Consider the following 17833-nt stretch of genomic DNA (forward strand, 5'->3'; position numbering starts at 1 on the left):
GAGTTCAAGCGAAAGGCGAGCGCGATGACGACGATGACGAGCGAGAAGAACGTACAACGCATCAACCATCTACTTCTAATGACAAACAGCAAGCTCCAAAACAAGAAACAAAGTCTGTCATTTCTCAAAGTAAAGCAACTTCTATCGCTTTAGCTAAATTTGGTGGAAAAGTGGTTGAAGTTGAATTAGATAATGATGACGGTAAAAAGCATTATGAAATAGAAATCATCACAGATAAAGAAGAAATTGATGTAGATGTTGATGCTTATACTGGTGCCATCACTTCTGTAGAGAGAGAAACGCTCGACCAAGACGACGACCGTGATGATGACGATGATGACGATGATGAGCGTGACGACGATTAATATATGTAACCGCTATTGGTGCGCAATAGACGGATTGCTATATAAAGTTCAGTCTTAATGAAAGATAATCCACTCAACGGGTGGGTTATCTTTTTGGTACAAACTATACTTGATAACACACGTTTTTTGCCCTCATTCCCTCATCACCATTGACATCAAGGGGAGATTGCTATATGTTAATATTAATCATAACCATTTAAATTCATTGATGAGAACGAGTAGGCGTGCCCCTGATCTAACAGAGAGTTGGTTGTTGCTGTGAGCCAATGTTCAGATCACGTTGAATATCCTCTCTGAGAAGGAAAACTGAACTTGTCAATAAGTTTTCCCGGTCGTTCCACCGTTACATGGATTGCGTATGAATATACGGCTAATGAGTGCCAGCAAATTGCTACATAAGTGAGTGCTGGAATCAGGGTGGTAACACGGGTTCAACTCGTCCCTTTTTATAGGGACGAGTTTTTTTGTTTTTTAATAGGAATAAAGGAGTGAAGCACGTGAAAAAGGTTGATGTGAATGAGAATGCGGTTCAACGGGAAAACCGTGTGAAAGATGTATGGAAAGAGCAAGCTGTTTTCCAGAAATCCATTGAGAATCGTGAAGGAAAAGAAACGTTTGTTTTTTATGAAGGACCTCCTACCGCAAATGGTCTTCCCCACGCTGGACACGTTCTAGGTCGCGTAATTAAAGATTTCGTTGCTCGTTATAAAACGATGAATGGCTATCAAGTGTATCGTAAGGCAGGTTGGGATACGCACGGTCTTCCCGTTGAGCTAGGCGTTGAGAAGAAAATCGGCATCTCTGGCAAACAAGATATCGAGAATTATGGTGTGGAGAATTTCATTAAAGAATGTAAAGAAAGTGTATTTGATTACGAGCGCCAGTGGAGCCGTTTTACAGACGCTATCGGCTACTGGGTGGACATGGATGATCCCTATGTGACGTTGGATAACAAATACATCGAAAGCGTTTGGCACATTCTTTCTAAAATTCATGAAAAAGGCTTATTGTACCAAGGACACCGAGTAGTACCATATTGCCCAAGCTGTCAAACATCATTAAGTTCTCATGAAGTGGCACAAGGCTATAAAGATGTTAAAGATTTATCTGTAACAGCGAAGTTCAAAATTGCCGATAAAGCGAATGAATTTTTCCTCGGTTGGACAACTACACCGTGGACATTGCCTGGAAACATCGCGCTATCAGTGAATGAAAACATTGATTACGTCAAAGCAGAAAAAGACGGTGAAGTGTACATCGTAGCTAAAAATTTAGTTACAAAAGTGCTTGGCGAAGAGCACACTATTGTTAGTGAACATAAAGGAAAAGAGTTCATCGGCTTAAAGTACGAGCCACCATTTAACTTCTTAACACCTAACCGCGGTCATGAAGTTATTCGAGGCGATTACGTAACAGATGATAGCGGTACTGGTGTCGTTCACATTGCTCCTGCTCATGGGGAAGATGACTACAATGCCGTAATGGATAGCGGTTTAGATTTTGTCAGTGTTGTGGACACAACTGGTTGCTATACAGCAGAAGTGACACCTCTTGTCGGGGAGTTTGCTAAGGACTGTGACGTAACAATTATTAAAATGCTTGCCGAACAAGGTCTCCTTTTCCATAAAGAGAAATATGAGCACAGTTATCCACATTGCTGGCGTTGTGATTCAGCGTTAATTTACTACGCAATGGAAGGCTGGTTCATTAAAACAACTGCAATCAAGGATCAGATTATTGAGAACAACCAAAGTGTGACATGGCACCCTGATCATATGCGTGATGGCCGCTTCGGAAAATTCCTTGAGAACATGGTCGACTGGAACTTAGGACGTAATCGTTTCTGGGGTACACCATTAAACGTCTGGATTTGTCAAAGTTGTGATCATCAATACGTTCCAAGTAGCATTCAAGACATGATCGACCATGCTAAAGGAGACGTTTCAGAAGATATCGAGTTGCACAAGCCGTATGTAGATGACGTAACACTTGAATGTCCTTGTTGTTCTGCAGATATGAAGCGTACGAGTGAAGTAATTGACGTATGGTTCGACAGTGGCTCTATGCCGTTTGCACAATACCATTATCCATTTGAGAATAAGGAAATGTTTGAGAAGCAATTCCCTGCTGATATTATTGCCGAAGGTGTGGACCAAACACGTGGATGGTTCTACAGCTTACTAACGGTATCTTCCTTATTTACAGGGAAAGCTCCGTATAAACGTGTCCTTTCTCTTGGTCATATTTTGGATGCTGATGGTCGTAAAATGTCGAAAAGTAAAGGAAATGTCCTTGACCCAATGGAACTTGTCGAACAGTTTGGTGCAGACGCATTGCGCTGGGCATTACTCGCTGACAGTGCGCCATGGAACAATAAACGCTTCTCCGCTAACATTGTAGGTCAAGCGAAGTCGAAGCTTGTAGATACGTTGCATAACGTACACTCATTCTATACACTATACGCTGACATTGACGGTTTTGATCCAGCAAAGCATGAAAAAGGAACACCATCCTTGATGGACAAATGGATGTTATCTCGCCTTCATACAGTAACGAAAAACGTAACCAAACATTTAGATGCATATGATTTCACAGCTGGTGCTCGTGAGTTAGGCGACTTTGTAGAGCAAGTAAGTAACTGGTACATCCGACGCTCCCGTGACCGATTCTGGAGTGAAGGGATGAATGATGATAAGTTAGCCGCTTACCATACGTTACATGGAGTATTAGTAGAAACAAGCAAACTATTAGCGCCATACACACCATTTATCGCAGAAGATATTCACATGAATTTAACCGGGGAAAGCGTGCATTTAGCAGACTTCCCACAAGCTGACGAAGCTGTAATTGATGCTACGTTAGAAAACGATATGGATCGCGTGCTTCAAGTAGTAGAGCTTGCCCGTCATAGCCGTAACGCAACAAGTATTAAAACGAAACAACCACTTGCTGAGTTAACCGTTGTAGGTACAGCGGAAAATACGAAATCTCTTGAAGCATATAAGCCAATTATTCAAGACGAAATTAACGTGAAAAACGTCGTATTAACCGAAACTGCTGGCGATGCCGTGCAATACGAAGTGAAACTGAACTTCCCTACAGCTGGCCCGAAACTCGGAAAACTTGTCGGCGTTGTACAAAAAGCTCTACAAGCCTTAACGACAGAGGAAGCAAAACAAGTCGTTGACCAAGGCTATTTCGAAACATCCACTCCAGATGGAGAAACCGTACGTGTAGAGCAAGATGACCTACTCGTAAAACAAACGACACAACAAGGATTCGAAATGGCTTCCAACCAAGATTACATGGTATTCTTGGATACAGACATTACCGAGGACTTACGCAAAGAAGGACTTGCCCGTGAACTAATCCGTGCCGTTCAACAGTATCGTAAAGAATGCGACCTCCCTGTTGAACAACGCGTTCACCTTTCCTTCGACGCATCCGATCGCATGAAAGAAGTAATCGAACAATTTGAAGCACTATTACAAAGCAATCTACTCGTACACAACTTGACGTTCCAAGCACACGATGGAATGAAATATGTCGAAATCGAAGAAGAAAAAATCGGATTGCACATTGAAGCATAATCGAAAAATCCCCAAGAAACCGCTAGTCGCGGTGCTTGGGGATTTCTTAATTTTGAACTTGGCAACAACATAGGATCGGCTACGTGAATCTGTTATCCGCATTAAATCTTGAATTCCACTCCATTTTCTATCTTCTACTTTGCTTCTTTGCTCATTTTTACGACAGGTTCGCCTATCCATTCTCGCTTCACGATGAACTGTACCGTTAATAGAGAGGCGAATAATACAAGCCCTATGATATCACTTAACGCATGAGGATAAAGGAGCGCTAAACCTCCAGCAACGGCAAGGACGCGTTCAATCCAGAACATTTTCCTGTACCAGTAGCCAATCATGCCAGCCCCGATTGCGAGCATGCCAGACACAGCGGTAAATAGCACCCACGCTAAGCTCGGTATTGTCGTGTCAATCATTAAGAGTTCAGGACTTAACACAAACATGTACGGAATGATAAAGGCTGCAATCGCTAGTTTTGCGGCGTTCGCTCCAGTTCGTATCGGTTCACCCCCAGATACTCCGGCAGCAGCAAAGGCAGCAAGAGCAACCGGTGGCGTAATGTCTGCTACAATACCGAAGTAAAATACGAACAAGTGAGCAGGTAAATCTGCTACACCTAGCAAAATAATCGCAGGTGCTGCAATCGTTGATGTGATGACATAGTTCGCTGTTGTTGGCGAGCCCATACCTAGGATGATAGCGGCAATCATCGTGAAGAATAAAGTTAATAAAAGCTGACCATTTGCTAGCTCTACTAAACTATTGGCAAGCTTTAAACCTAAGCCTGTTTTCGTTACTACCCCGACGATAATACCTGCTGCAGCTGTGGCAGCAACAACGCCAAGTGCTGTGCGTGCGCCATCCACAAGTGCTTCAACGGAATCCTTCCAGTTTTCATCAAATAAATAGCTGACAAGAATCGTAGCCATTGCTCCCCAGACTAAGCTATTTTGTATGATGTCGTTCGGGATACTTGCTGAAGCTAAGGCATGATACACTGGATACGCTACAGCTCCTGCTACAAAAACGTAAATATAAAGTTTACGAAACTTCTCCGGTCGCAATAATCCTACGATAATCGTCGTTAAAATTCCATAAAAAGCCGCTGTGATGACACTTAATCCAGATGCTAAAAAGAAAATAATAGCGATGATTGGTGCAAGTAAATATAATCGTTTGAATACTTCTTTACGATCCGGCAATTCTTCTTCTGCCATTCCTCTTAATCCTAATCGTTTCGCTTCAAAATGGGTCATCATCCAAATCCCTGTAAAATACAACACAGCCGGAATCGCCGCTGCTTTAGCAATAGTCCAATAGTCGATACCGATAAACTCAATCATTAGAAAAGCCGCTGCTCCCATAATTGGTGGCATTAGCTGACCACCTGTTGAGGCTGCTGCTTCGACCGCTCCGGCAAACTCTTTTCGATAACCGAGCTTTTTCATCATCGGTATAGTAAACGAGCCTGAGGTTACCACGTTCGCAACCGAGCTTCCACTAATCGTTCCTTGCAATGCACTAGAGAAGATAGCTACCTTTGCTGGGCCACCTGTTCTTTTTCCAGCTAATGTTACTGCCAAATCATTGAAATATTGTCCAACACCCGTTTTGACAAGAAAAGCTCCAAATAACAAAAATAAGAAAATAAACGTGGAAGACACAGCTAACGGAGTACCAAGAATACCTTCTGTTGTGAAATACATCGACTGTACAAGCGTGTCTAAATCAACCCCGCGATGCGCAAGAAAGCCAGGCATTTGCCTTCCCCAGTAAGCATAGACTAAGAACAACGTGGCAATAATCGTGATAGGCAAGCCTACCGCACGTCTCGTCGCTTCTAAAACGAGTAGAACGGCTAAAATGCCTACATAAAAGTCCATTTGTGAAATTTCCGCTGATTGAATCAATTGATTATACTGCAGTGGCCAATAAGCTCCCACTCCAATTCCGAGTATAGATAGAGCATAATCATACCAGCTTAATTTACCCTGTTTTCTCTTCGTCGCAGGATATAATAAAAAGATTAACCCTAATCCAAAACCGAGGTGAATTGGCCGATGCATTTGTACAGGAAGCTGGGCAAAAACGGTAAACCATACTTGATAAAGAGAGAAAGCTAATAAGCCAAAGAAGACAACTTTTGCTACCCACCCTGTTACATTGCGTGAAGCGGATTCACGATCATATTGATGCATTAACTGCTGTTGCTCCTCATGTGATAAACTGCTCATTTCATCTTCACTCCTTTTCTAAGCTGCCATCGATTGTAATGTTCTACTTCAATTGTGACGTCTGTTCCCGCTCCAACAAACCGCTTTAATACGAAAGTTTCGTCCCTATATTTTAACGTATGCTCCGCTCTAACTTGGCCTATTGATAAATGGAGTTCAGAAAACGGCTCCGTATGTTCGCTTTTTTCAATTACGTATTTTCCATCTTGCATATGGAACGTATCCTCACCCGTAGCATTGGCTGGCATTCCAATCGCTGTATCTTCATAGACAAGTTTCATCGGCATTATTGCCCCACTCTTTATTTGGTAATGCTCCTCTACCTCAGATAAGTGAACGGAATGGACAAATTGAATTACAAACGTGTCATACGCTTTGATAGGAAGATAAGCTAACAATTGGTCTGTGCCTTGTTTCTCCATCGAGAGTACATACTGATTCGGAACAAAAAAGTACCAAGCTATTATTAAACATAATACGCATATCCCTACAACTCGTTTCATGTCAAATCTCCCATCCTAGAGGAAAAAAAGATAGACCCAACTTTCGGCCTATCTTCTTCACGACAAAACCTTTACTTACTCATTCCCTTTTCATCAAAGTATTTCTTCGCTCCTGGATGAAGTTCAATGCCGACTCCCTCTAAAGCACTTTCCGCAGAAATGAACTCACCTTTCGTATGAGAAATAGCATCTGTATGATCAAAAATTGCTTTCGTCATTTCATAAACACGGTCTTCGCTTACATCAGAGCTTGTAATAAGCATCGCCTGTACGGCAACAGTAGGAACATCACTTTCTAGTCCATACGTGCCTTCCTTAATCGTATCTGTTGCATAGTACGGATATTTCTCAATCAAGGCATCAGCTTTATCCGCTTCTACAGGTACGATAATGACATCCGTAGTAGCAGCCAATCCTTCCACTGCACCTGTTGGCGTACCTGATGTGATGAAAGCAGCGTCAATTTTGCCATCTTGAATACCAGAAGTCGATTCACCAAAATCTAGATTCTGCGCATTCATATCATCTACAGTCATATCATGAACTTCCAAAATATTTTCCGCATTCGCCCTTGTACCAGATCCAGGCGCACCAATGGACACGGTTTTCCCTTTTAAATCCTCAACTGATTCAATCCCCGAGTCCTTCGTCGTAACAATTTGAATCGTTTCAGGATAAAGGGAACCCATTGCTTGAATAGTTTCTACCGCTCCATCCTCCTCAAACATAATCGTCCCTTCAGTTGCATAGGCCGCAATGTCTGTTTGAACGAAAGCAATTTCCCCTTCACCATCAGAAAGCTTCTGCACGTTCTCAACCGAAGCCCCCGTTGATGTAGCAGTCGCTTCTACATTCTCTACATTATCGTTAATCACCTTAGCAAACGTACCACCTAATGGATAATACGTCCCCTGGTTACCCCCAGTTAAAATACTAATATAATTCTTCTCACCTTCATCACTACCAGTAGTACCACCACCACCACAAGCAACCAACACTAAAGAAAGCGCTAACAATACAATAAATGAAAATAACCCTTTTCTACCCATGGAATAACCCCCAATTATTTACTTTATTCTTTATATAATATCAGTGTTTTCTGAATAATTCAACTATATTTAGGTTTAAAATGCATAGATCACTATGCATGAACCTTAATCCCATATTTCGAACATAAACCTTCCCTTTCCAATCCAGTTTAATTAAAAAAAGTTCACTCCCGCATGGTGAGTGAACCTTTTCTGTTTATTCGTATTTATTCCATGCTAGTATATCATCTAGTGGAAGACGGTTCTTTGGAAATCCTGCTACTTCTCCTTTTCCAAGAGCGATAAGCATCACAGGTTCGTAATTTTCAGGTACATTGAATGCTTCTACAAATGCTTTTTCATCGAATCCTCCCATTGGAACCGTATCAAGTCCTTTGGCTTTTGCAGCTAACATCAATTGCATGGAAATAAGCCCACCATCAATCATCGCGATTCTTGTTCGTTTATCTCTTGAAGCGCTACTGTACATATCTACAATGTTATTCACATATCCTTCTTTTGCTTCTTCTGGCAATGAACCATTTTCAACTAATTGTCCGTAAATTTTATTAGCATCCTTGTACGCATCCTCTTTACCTAAAACTGCAATGACCGCTGATGCTTCTACTACTTGTTGTTGGTTGAAAGCCATTGGTAATAATTTTTCTTTCGCTTCTTGATCTTCAATAACAAGAAATCTCCATGATTGCAAGTTAGAAGAAGAAGGGGCTAAAATAGCTGCTTCTAAAATGTCTCTAATTTCTTTCTCATCCATTTTATAATTTGTATCGTATTTACGAACAGATCGACGCTCTTCCGCTACAGTGAAAAAATCTGTAGTAGTTAGTACTTTTGGCTTCTCTCCTGTCGAAAACTCATTCCCTTTATTTAACATATCCTCTTTACTAGCTGTTTTATCTTGCATAACGATTTCTCCTTTTAAACTGTATTTAATACAAGAACAGTATATACTCCTAACTGTACGATTGTCAAGAACAGTTACTCACAAAAAAAACGAAACGAATGTCTCGTTTTTTGCTAGTTAAATGCATTTCAACTAATAGGCTATTATTCCATCAAATCAGCTAATGTTTTTTCCTTCAATCCTGTAACAATCCATTCTTCCATCTCTTCGCGAAGGTTGCAAAGGCTTGCTTGTGTATTTGGTAAAAAGCATTCTTTACTTTCTACATCAAGGAAACCTTTCGGAAACGTTTCGGCCTTCATGGCATCATACACTTCTGCTAAAGTGATTGTTTCTGGGCGTTTCTTTAAAGCATAGCCTCCATCTCTTCCTTCTTTTGCTTGAATTAATTCCGCCTTTACTAAATGGGTTAATATTTTTCTTAAAAAAGTTGATTTCGAATTTAATTTCTCTGCTAATTTTCCACTTGGACATAGGGTATCCTCGTTCGCTAACACTAGTAAGGCTTCCAATGCCAATCCAAACCATTTCATACTGGATACTTTTTCCGCCATCTTACCACCTCTTTTTCCAAAATCTATTGTCCTATATTGATTTAGAAAAGTCAAAGTGTGTTATCGCCTTAAGGCATAGGCCATACCGCAAAAGATTAACCCGATGCCTAACCATTGATACATATCAGGATAATAACTAATGAGCACGACATCTAAGAGAATTGCTACAGCAGGATCTAGAAAAACAAGTACCGCTATCGTTGCTGCTTTCAACTCTCTTATACTACTAAAGAATAAATAGAATACAAATCCTGTATGGACAAAACCGGTTATGAGTATGTACGTCCAATTTTCTACCGTTAATCCGTTAAAATAGGAGATATCTATAAACGGAATTAACAAAAAGATCCCGAGGGTTGTCTGGATAAAGGTTGTCGATACAGGATCTATCTCTTTTATAGCTTTGCCTGTTAAACTCGTAAGTGCATAAAATAAGGCTGCTCCAAACGCCCATAGCACTCCACTTGAGAAAAAATCGTGTAATGACGCTTGTTGATGAATACCGCCAACGAATAACGTGCCGATAAAACATAAAGTGATAGCAACAGTAGCCGTAAAAGGGATTCTTTCTCGATAGATGACTCCACCAAGCAGCAACACAAGTACAGGCGCTAAATGATAAATCGAAATAGCAACCGTAATCGGTATTCGTTCAAAGGACCGAAATAAAAATACCCAGTTAATCACCAAGAAAAAACCACATAACAACGCAAAGACGTATTCTTTCTTTGCTACCGCATTGCCTTGCTTCCCTCTTTTAATAAGCAATACCACTCCTAATAATAAGCTGGCACTAACGCAACGGACAAATACTAGCTCAATAGACGGTAGGTTCGTATGAATAGAAAAAAAACCAATAGAACCAAATATAATCATCGCCAAAGAAAACTTCACTTGTACATTCATTCCGAATCTCCTAACGAAGTGTAACCAGGAATAGTTTACCACCTTTTACAATTACGCTCCATATAAACAGACTATTTTCCCTTCACTTCCTTGCCAAATTGGGAAGGTACAGACGATTCAAACTGGAGTACCTTGCCTGTACGTGGATGTTTAAACGTCAGTTCCTTCGCATGGAGACCTAGTCGTTTCAAAGGATTAGTGCTTGCTCCATATTTTTTGTCCCCGGCGATTGGATGACCGATTTGTTGCATATGCACGCGAATTTGATTTTTACGACCTGTTTCTAATTCAAGCTCTATTAAGGAATAGGGACCATTTGACTGTAACACTTGATAATGAGTAATCGCCTTTTTTCCACCATTAGGCTTATCGCTTGCATACATTAGGTGGGTCTTCGTCTCTTTTAACCACGATGTTATGGTGCCAGTCGGCTGTTTTAACACCCCTTCTACAAGTGCTACATACGTTCGCTTCTTCACAATGTCTTTCCACCGATCTTGTAGCTTCTTTTTCACCTGTTCTGATTTGGCAAACATCATAACCCCTGATGTATCTCGGTCTAATCGATGGACGATAAAAATTCGATTACGTGGATGCTTCCCCTTTACATAGTTCGATAATTGTCGATACGCTGTATTATTTGCTTCCTTTCCTGATGCAATGGACAAGAGCCCAGATGCTTTAACTACTACAATGACATCATCGTCTTCATATAAGATGGTCAAACCACGCAACAATGACGTAGAAGCTTTTCCTTCTTTTCTTATTGTAACGATTTGACCTTTATACAAAGGTTGATTATGTTGAGTAATTATCTCTCCATCCACTTCTACTTTCCCTTTTGTAAGAATGGACTTTACTGCATTTCGACTTAAATGGGATAAAGCTTGTTGTAAATAAGGAAGTAACGTTGTCTTCTCTACAACCGTATATCGTTTCCACTGTTCTTCTTGGTTGGTTTTCTTTTTCTTCATCTCTATTCCTCACTTTCCGCTCTACTATCTTATCATTGTTAATCGCCTTTTTTTGAAAAACACAACAAAAACTTTGACATCTAACTAAAAATACGTTAAATTACTCTAAGGACGAACATTTATAATTTAAAATAATAATATTATTCGTTTTTAGGAGTGTAATTCATGGAAAATGTATTTGATTATGAAGATATTCAGCTAATTCCAGCAAAGTGTGTTGTAAATAGCCGTTCACAATGTGATACAACTGTTACGTTAGGTACCCATTCATTTAAGTTACCAGTTGTACCTGCGAACATGCAGACGATCATTGATGAGAAGCTCGCTATCTATTTAGCGGAAAATGGTTACTTTTATGTGATGCATCGTTTCGAGCCTGAAAAGCGCGTAGCATTCATTAAAGACATGCAATCTCGTGGTCACATTGCATCCATTAGCGTTGGTGTGAAAGAAGAAGAATATACGTTTGTTGAGCAATTAGCTCAAGAAAATCTAGTACCAGATTACATCACCATTGATATTGCTCACGGTCATTCCAATGCCGTTATTAAAATGATTGAACATATTAAATCTCATATTCCTAGCACGTTTGTTATTGCTGGTAATGTCGGTACGCCTGAAGCAGTACGTGAATTAGAAAATGCTGGTGCCGACGCGACTAAAGTTGGTATTGGTCCAGGAAAAGTATGTATTACGAAAATCAAAACAGGGTTCGGTACTGGTGGCTGGCAACTAGCTGCTCTTCGCTGGTGCGCAAAAGCGGCAAGTAAGCCAATTATTGCGGACGGTGGTATTCGTACACATGGTGATATTGCAAAGTCCATTCGTTTCGGTGCTACAATGGTCATGATTGGTTCCTTATTTGCTGGTCATGAAGAATCTCCTGGTGAAACAATGGAGATCGAAGGCAAGCTTTGCAAAGAATACTTCGGTTCCGCTTCAGAATTCCAAAAAGGCGAGAAGAAAAACGTTGAAGGTAAGAAAATGTATGTTGAACACAAAGGTTCCTTACAAGATACATTAATTGAGATGGAACAAGATCTTCAGTCCTCCATTTCCTATGCAGGAGGAACGAAACTAGACGCCATTCGCAACGTCGATTACGTTGTCGTGAAGAATTCCATCTTTAATGGTGATAAAGTATATTAATAAAAAAGAAGAGCAAGGTGCTATCAGATGCACTTGCTCTTTCTTCTTTAAGAGTTCTGACTACGGTATATACGTAGTTATTGCTTCTGCAAAACCACCTTTAATTCTGGCACTTCCTCCATCATTGTTTTTTCAACTTGTAATACTGTATTTTCTTCAAGTTCAATGTCTATTTGTTTCTTCTGTTCATCTAAATAATACGTTTCCAAAACATTACTATCATTATCAATTGTTTGCACAAACGGAATATGTTCGTGATTGCCATTGCTTTCATAAGTTAAGAAGTATTGACCAGGAGAAATCTGCTTCCCTACTTGATAATATCCTGAGTCATCTATAACATACTGTTGATTATTGCAAAGTTGTAATATTTCATTTTGAGCAGGTTCAATATGTAAAGTTCCTTCCCCCTCAATATATATCACTTCCCCTTTTGTCAATGGCATTGCTTTAAAGTGACTACCATTATAAAATGACTTACTTTGTATAATTAAATTGCCACTCACCTCAAAATCATATACTCCTTGTGGAATGTCTTTCCCAACCTCATATTCTCCTTCTTGTAAAGTGTGTTTTCTTCCCATTTCTTTTTCGGTAAATACCCCCCTTATAATAGAAGAAAAAAACAATGCAAAAGTTAGCATAGTAAGAATAATAAATACAGCTCTTTTAACAGTCATAAAGTAGTTCACCATTTTGCATTGTCAGTATTTGATCACAAAAAGGAGCTATTTCTTCTTTTTGATGGGAGGCAACGATAACAGCAGCTCCCCGATTTCTTTCCGTTTGTAGAATATCATAAATTAACTCTACACCTGAATCGTCAATAGCATTCGTTGGTTCATCTAGCAATATCATATCTGGCTTTTCAAAAATGGCTTGAGCAATATTTAATCTTTGTCTCATTCCTAAAGAGTATTTACCTACTTTTAAATTGGATGTAGGATCTAATCCAACTCGTTCAATTGTATTAATAATTTCTTCTTTACTTGCTATTTTCTTTATTTTGGCCAATATTTCTAAGTTCTTAACACCTGTACACTGGGGAAGCAATGACATATTCTCAATAATTACTCCACAACTTGGTGGGAAAGAAATATCTTGATGTAATTGTTTCCCATTTATATGCACTTCACCTTGCGTTGGTATAATCAAACCTGATATTGCTCTTAATAGCATCGTTTTACCAGATCCATTTTTACCGAACAGCCCATATATCTTTCCACCTTCAAAGTTATAATTTACATTGTGTAAAACTTTATTCTTCTTTATATTTTTAGTTAAGTTTACTACTTTAATCACAAGCGTCCCCTCTCCTTAAACAATATCAATTTTTTTTATACGTTTAAAACAAATGAAAGAACAAGCAATGATTTGGATAAGCATAATAATAATAATACTTGAATTATAGCTTCCTTGTGTTAATTCTGAATTGGTCAATCCGTTTCTAAGACCCATGGTACCCGGTACTATAAACAGGTACTCCATATTATTTACATATTTATAGACCATGTTATGAATCAATACACTTGCAATAACATAGATATTCACTAGAATAAAAGCTATATTAGGCGCAACATATAGTTCTAGCATGGCTTGTACATTAACCAACAAAACCAGCAATAAATAATACAAAAATAGTAAAATAACATAATTATTATTTATTATTTCAAACGAACCGAATGTATAAAGAAGCATTTGAAATAGCACAAACGAAAACGTTATTATCCACAATAATATGAGTTTCTTAATCAGCCAATATGTTTTGTTTCTATATCTTGTAATAAAAGCAATACCACTTGTAGAAAGCTCATTTTTTATCATCCCTGAAAAAAAAAGTAATATAAAAAAGATAGGAAAGTACCATTGTAATAAAAATTTTGACTCCAAGGAAGTTGAAGAGGTATTAGGTACTCCATCTAAATAAGGGATTTTATCCATTTTTATATCACTGCTTTTGTAAAAAAAACATTGTATAATAATTGATACAAAAATTAAAAACACCATTTTTTTATTCACTTACAGATAGTCCTTTCTTGAATAGGAAAGTGATCCTATTAAATACAGCACGGCAACGCAAACACATTGTTTCAAGTAAATCCAACTAATACTTTGTATCGTATATTGCTTTTCAATTAGCTTCATTAACAGGTCCAAATCAAGGAGTGGCGTCCAGACGGAAGGCAATAATATTTTTGATATAAAAAACGTTCCTGCTACAATAAGGAGTGTACCTATCATTGCAATACTATTGGAAAACGAAACTATTTTGATTAGACTGAAAATCAAACCTATTTGCATGTAAAATAACATTAAAACAAATGAATGAATAAAAGAATAGTAAATAATATTCGAATCAAATACAAGATTATTATTAAAATAAATAAAGCTGCCCAAAACGTTTACTACGGAATGAGTTATAGCAATTGTTATAGAGGTCAACAATATATTCTTAAACTCCATGTTATATAGTTTATTTCTATTCGCATGTCGTATAACGAGAAACTCTTCATCATTCCCCATAAACTGTTGTAATAATAATAAAAATGGTATCAAGTACACTAAGGAATAATTTTGAATGGAACTATAGCCAAAAGCACTTCCGTTCATATAAAAAAGTAACTCATTAAATTTGTCTAAAGACACCTTGTACTTATCTGCGTATACATCAATGTAAGAGCTGTTTTGGAAATACCAAACAACCCCCATGAATACAAAGGTTACAATAGAAACTTTTAACTTATATCGGCTCATTGTTCTTTACCTCATAAATATACACAATAATACTCATTGCTAAATAAGCTACAAGTATAACCCAAAATATCGGTAAAGTATCTGTTAGACTATATTCCGTAAATGGTTGTATTAAATGCATACTTGATTGATCTATCGTTACAAATATATACCAAAGAAAGAATGTGGCTGCATATGTATATTTTCGATCTTTAAAAAAAAGGCTGCATGTTGCCCCTAACAATCCCGCTAATCCTGCAAGAATCATTGCTATCAATGAATAAATTAAAACACCTATATACGGATTTTGAATTGTAAAACTGGTAAAAGAACTTTCAAATATATCTTCTGTAAGCCATTTTGTATAATCCCCACCGAAAAACAACAAAAAAGTTAAGCAAAGATTGATTGATAAGGTAATTCCCATTGCTACAAACCCCAACATAAAGGAAAAGAACATTTTTTCCTTTATATATCTTTTAATGCCTATTTTACTCACCAAAATGTTGTAATACCCTGTTCGAAAATCCTGAATAGAATCTTCAGTCCCTAGAACAAGTAAAAATAACGGCAAAAACCATAGCAACACATATTGTGGAACATGGCCCATACTAGCACCAGATAAAAAGAAGGCATGAGCAGGATGAAGTTTCTCTCCTCCTACTTGTAGAAACTCGATATAGACTTGCATCGCATCCCATACTGGAATAAGGATGATGACGATAAAGACACATAATGAAACTTTATTTTTTGTTAGTCGATTCATATGACTTCGAACCATTGTTCATCAACTCGCTTACAAATATTTTAGTGAAACGGACAAGCACGATTTATGTACTTGTCCGTTCATCAGTAAATTACTTGGTTTCTTCATCCCAATAGCCACTTGCAGTATAACCTTTAGAACTATAATTATTATTTTCAGCACCTAACCGTACATAACTTTTACTAGCACTTCGATATGCTTCTCTATCATATGAACCAACACCCTGCTTGACATTTACTGTATTAGAAACCCTTCCAGTTCCATTTTTATGTAGCCAAAAAGTAGTAATGGTTCCTTTCCCTTCTCCAGATTTCCTTAAATTTACTTTCCACTTATTGTTTGTATTCTTCGTTTTATGTTACAAATATTACTACAATGACATAATAACAACATGTATAAAATTTGTAAATACTTAATATATTTGTCACGAAAGATATTAATGTTAAAAATCCTATCAACATTAACTGTTAATCTCGTAATCCCTTTGTTGTTGTGGAGGCAAAAACACCGAAAATATGGAATTAGGTTGCGATCAAGGTAATATCAAAATCCTTTGAAAATAATTCATGTGCAGATCCTTAACACAAAATAGAGCTAGTAAACCCCATTCGGTTCACTAGCTCTTCTATGTTTACACCATTTCGGCTTCTTCCTTATCTCGTAATCGGTGCGCCAAACGGCTTGATGCGTTAGCGGCAATACTTGCGATTATATCATCTAAAAATGTATGCACGCCTTCTGCATGTTTCGTATCCAATTGCTTAATTATCCCTATCTTCTCTTTATCAAGATGGCCATATGTCGTAACAGCAATGCTTCCGTATCCAAATACAGCGCCGAGTGCCAGCGTTTCATCAATGCCAAATAATCCTTCATCGAATTCTACGATATCCTGAAGTGGTTGCGAAAGCTCTCTCTTTTCTGCTAATTTATCTAGTTCAACCCCTACAAGAATAGCGTGCTGGATTTCTCTTTTTTGCAATACTCTCTCAACACTAATTGCACAATCTTCAACAGTTAAATATTCGTTGTACCCACCTTGCATTTCATAAACAATCTCTGCTATTGCCTGTATGGATACGCCTCTTTCTTCTAACAAACTACGTGCTGCTACCTCTACTTCTTTACTATGTACTTGTTTTCTTTGTTTCTCCATAATGCTATTCTCCCATCTTTTTTACTCTATATGTATTGTATCATACTACGTCGGTTAACACGTATTTCCTCACCTCTCTTTAAGCATAGTTTATGATACACTTAATGACGTACGTTTCATTTATATTGATTAAGGGAAAAGGGCTAGTAACCTTTCCTGTAATGAAGGAGGAAAAGTATGGGTAGAGACGGAAAGATGGAAGAACACGTAATTAATAGCGTGTATTTAGAGGAAGCATTGACAGTAAAGGTATATAAACCTGCCTCTTTCTCCCCATTGTATAAATATAACATTTGTATTATGCAAGATGGGGATGACTATATGAGAATGGGCCGGATCGCGACATTAAGTGATCGCTTCCATCAAAATCAATCGATTGAAAACACTATATTTGCTGGTATTCATTATAAGGATAAGTACGACAGACGAGAGAAATACCACCCTAATGGTAAGAAATACACTGCTTATATGCAATTTCTCGCGAAAGAAGTTGTTCCACTCTTGGATAAAGAACTGCCGACTTATCATATGGGTGCATCAAGAGCGCTCATGGGCGACTCTTTAGGTGGAACGATGGCTTTAATGACAGCCATTCAATATCCGCACACGTTTGGCAAAATTATTATGCAATCTCCTTATGTTGATGAACACGTTCTAACACAAGTAGAACAAAGTGATTCAATTGCTTTAATGGAGATTTATCATACGATTGGAACAGAAGAAACCATCGTCGATACAACCGATGGGAAACAACAAGACTTTCTAGCACCAAATCGCCAATTACACGCACTTCTACAACGGAAATGTTCTCAATATACGTACTATGAATTAGATGGCAATCACACATGGAAATACTGGCAACAAGATTTAAAACGTGTCTTACCGACAATGTTCGGAACAGAAATACAACAATAAAGAAGATTACTATCTGAAAATTTGTTATAATAGAGAAT

17 protein-coding genes, 1 pseudogene and 1 other annotated feature are annotated in these 17833 nt (G+C 38.2%); of the genes and pseudogenes, 4 read left to right on the forward strand and 14 right to left on the reverse strand.

Features of this window, described 5'->3' with window-relative positions; all coding sequences use genetic code 11:
- A partial coding sequence (locus tag N784_RS05075) for a PepSY domain-containing protein (protein ID WP_198134399.1) occupies window positions 1–365 on the forward strand: 365 nt, incomplete at its 5' end.
- Between the two features lie 196 nt (window positions 366–561).
- Window positions 562–812 (forward strand) — a binding site (T-box leader).
- A 50-nt stretch (window positions 813–862) separates the two neighbouring features.
- Window positions 863–3955: an isoleucine--tRNA ligase gene (gene ileS, locus N784_RS05080; protein ID WP_036833036.1), complete on the forward strand. Its 3093-nt coding sequence runs from the start codon at window positions 863–865 to the stop codon at window positions 3953–3955.
- A gap of 134 nt (window positions 3956–4089) precedes the next feature.
- Here the strand turns inward: ileS and N784_RS05085 are convergent, their stop codons facing one another.
- The 7 genes from N784_RS05085 to N784_RS05115 form a co-directional block, all read right to left on the reverse strand.
- Entirely contained in the window at window positions 4090–6186 is a 2097-nt protein-coding gene (locus N784_RS05085; protein ID WP_036833038.1) for a TRAP transporter permease, read from the reverse strand.
- A complete protein-coding gene (locus N784_RS05090) occupies window positions 6183–6689 on the reverse strand; it encodes a DUF1850 domain-containing protein (RefSeq protein ID WP_036833039.1) in 507 nt (168 codons plus the stop codon). Before N784_RS05090 ends, N784_RS05085 begins: the two co-directional genes overlap by 4 nt.
- 71 nt (window positions 6690–6760) lie before the next feature.
- Entirely contained in the window at window positions 6761–7738 is a 978-nt protein-coding gene (locus N784_RS05095; protein WP_036833040.1) for a TAXI family TRAP transporter solute-binding subunit, read from the reverse strand.
- A 196-nt stretch (window positions 7739–7934) separates the two neighbouring features.
- On the reverse strand, window positions 7935–8642 hold the full coding sequence (locus N784_RS05100; protein ID WP_036833041.1) for a nitroreductase family protein: 708 nt from the start codon (window positions 8640–8642) through the stop codon (window positions 7935–7937).
- A gap of 143 nt (window positions 8643–8785) precedes the next feature.
- Window positions 8786–9196 carry an RrF2 family transcriptional regulator gene (locus N784_RS05105; RefSeq protein WP_036833043.1) on the reverse strand — a complete coding sequence of 137 codons (411 nt, stop codon included), beginning with the start codon at window positions 9194–9196 and terminating at the stop codon, window positions 8786–8788.
- Window positions 9197–9256: 60 nt separating this feature from the next.
- Window positions 9257–10102 (reverse strand): DMT family transporter, encoded by an 846-nt coding sequence (locus tag N784_RS05110; protein WP_036833044.1) that lies wholly within the window; start codon window positions 10100–10102, stop codon window positions 9257–9259.
- Window positions 10103–10173: 71 nt separating this feature from the next.
- Window positions 10174–11076 carry an RluA family pseudouridine synthase gene (locus N784_RS05115; protein ID WP_036833045.1) on the reverse strand — a complete coding sequence of 301 codons (903 nt, stop codon included), beginning with the start codon at window positions 11074–11076 and terminating at the stop codon, window positions 10174–10176.
- A 165-nt stretch (window positions 11077–11241) separates the two neighbouring features.
- Between N784_RS05115 and guaC the strand changes: the two genes are divergently transcribed.
- Window positions 11242–12225, forward strand: a complete 984-nt coding sequence (gene guaC / locus N784_RS05120; RefSeq protein ID WP_036833047.1) for a GMP reductase — start codon at window positions 11242–11244, stop codon at window positions 12223–12225.
- Window positions 12226–12302: 77 nt separating this feature from the next.
- Here the strand turns inward: guaC and N784_RS05125 are convergent, their stop codons facing one another.
- The 7 genes and pseudogenes from N784_RS05125 to N784_RS05150 form a co-directional block, all read right to left on the reverse strand.
- Complete coding sequence (locus tag N784_RS05125; protein ID WP_036833048.1) at window positions 12303–12905, reverse strand: hypothetical protein; 603 nt, start codon at window positions 12903–12905, stop codon at window positions 12303–12305.
- Complete coding sequence (locus N784_RS05130) at window positions 12895–13527, reverse strand: ATP-binding cassette domain-containing protein (protein WP_036833050.1); 633 nt, start codon at window positions 13525–13527, stop codon at window positions 12895–12897. The genes N784_RS05125 and N784_RS05130 overlap by 11 nt, the downstream gene beginning before the upstream one ends.
- A gap of 15 nt (window positions 13528–13542) precedes the next feature.
- The gene (locus N784_RS05135) at window positions 13543–14244 is read right to left on the reverse strand and encodes a DUF2705 family protein (protein ID WP_036833054.1); all 702 of its coding nucleotides are present in this window, start codon (window positions 14242–14244) and stop codon (window positions 13543–13545) included.
- Complete coding sequence (locus tag N784_RS05140; protein WP_036833055.1) at window positions 14245–14979, reverse strand: WxPxxD family membrane protein; 735 nt, start codon at window positions 14977–14979, stop codon at window positions 14245–14247.
- Window positions 14966–15739, reverse strand: a complete 774-nt coding sequence (locus N784_RS05145) for a hypothetical protein (RefSeq protein WP_036833056.1) — start codon at window positions 15737–15739, stop codon at window positions 14966–14968. Before N784_RS05145 ends, N784_RS05140 begins: the two co-directional genes overlap by 14 nt.
- A gap of 76 nt (window positions 15740–15815) precedes the next feature.
- Window positions 15816–16067 (reverse strand): annotated as a pseudogene (locus tag N784_RS16215) (DUF2712 domain-containing protein); the annotation flags it as partial.
- Window positions 16068–16355: 288 nt separating this feature from the next.
- A complete protein-coding gene (locus N784_RS05150) occupies window positions 16356–16880 on the reverse strand; it encodes a phosphatidylglycerophosphatase A family protein (RefSeq protein ID WP_036833057.1) in 525 nt (174 codons plus the stop codon).
- 177 nt (window positions 16881–17057) lie between these two features.
- Between N784_RS05150 and N784_RS05155 the strand changes: the two genes are divergently transcribed.
- Window positions 17058–17795, forward strand: a complete 738-nt coding sequence (locus N784_RS05155) for an alpha/beta hydrolase (protein ID WP_036833058.1) — start codon at window positions 17058–17060, stop codon at window positions 17793–17795.
- Window positions 17796–17833: the final 38 nt, after the last annotated feature.

It is taken from the genome of Pontibacillus litoralis JSM 072002 (assembly GCF_000775615.1).
In the GTDB taxonomy this organism is placed as follows: domain Bacteria; phylum Bacillota; class Bacilli; order Bacillales; family BH030062; genus Pontibacillus; species Pontibacillus litoralis.

Excerpts from the sequence above, each read along its gene's own strand:
- N784_RS05085 (WP_036833038.1), bottom strand. The coding sequence starts at position 6,186 with ATGAGCAGTTTATCACATGAGGAGCAACAGCAGTTAATGCATCAATAT.
- N784_RS05090 (WP_036833039.1), bottom strand. The coding sequence starts at position 6,689 with ATGAAACGAGTTGTAGGGATATGCGTATTATGTTTAATAATAGCTTGG.
- N784_RS05095 (WP_036833040.1), bottom strand. The coding sequence starts at position 7,738 with ATGGGTAGAAAAGGGTTATTTTCATTTATTGTATTGTTAGCGCTTTCT.
- N784_RS05100 (WP_036833041.1), bottom strand. The coding sequence starts at position 8,642 with ATGCAAGATAAAACAGCTAGTAAAGAGGATATGTTAAATAAAGGGAAT.
- N784_RS05105 (WP_036833043.1), bottom strand. The coding sequence starts at position 9,196 with ATGGCGGAAAAAGTATCCAGTATGAAATGGTTTGGATTGGCATTGGAA.
- N784_RS05110 (WP_036833044.1), bottom strand. The coding sequence starts at position 10,102 with ATGAATGTACAAGTGAAGTTTTCTTTGGCGATGATTATATTTGGTTCT.
- N784_RS05115 (WP_036833045.1), bottom strand. The coding sequence starts at position 11,076 with ATGAAGAAAAAGAAAACCAACCAAGAAGAACAGTGGAAACGATATACG.
- guaC (WP_036833047.1), top strand. The coding sequence starts at position 11,242 with ATGGAAAATGTATTTGATTATGAAGATATTCAGCTAATTCCAGCAAAG.
- N784_RS05125 (WP_036833048.1), bottom strand. The coding sequence starts at position 12,905 with ATGACTGTTAAAAGAGCTGTATTTATTATTCTTACTATGCTAACTTTT.
- N784_RS05140 (WP_036833055.1), bottom strand. The coding sequence starts at position 14,979 with ATGAGCCGATATAAGTTAAAAGTTTCTATTGTAACCTTTGTATTCATG.
- N784_RS05145 (WP_036833056.1), bottom strand. The coding sequence starts at position 15,739 with ATGGTTCGAAGTCATATGAATCGACTAACAAAAAATAAAGTTTCATTA.
- N784_RS05150 (WP_036833057.1), bottom strand. The coding sequence starts at position 16,880 with ATGGAGAAACAAAGAAAACAAGTACATAGTAAAGAAGTAGAGGTAGCA.
- N784_RS05155 (WP_036833058.1), top strand. The coding sequence starts at position 17,058 with ATGGGTAGAGACGGAAAGATGGAAGAACACGTAATTAATAGCGTGTAT.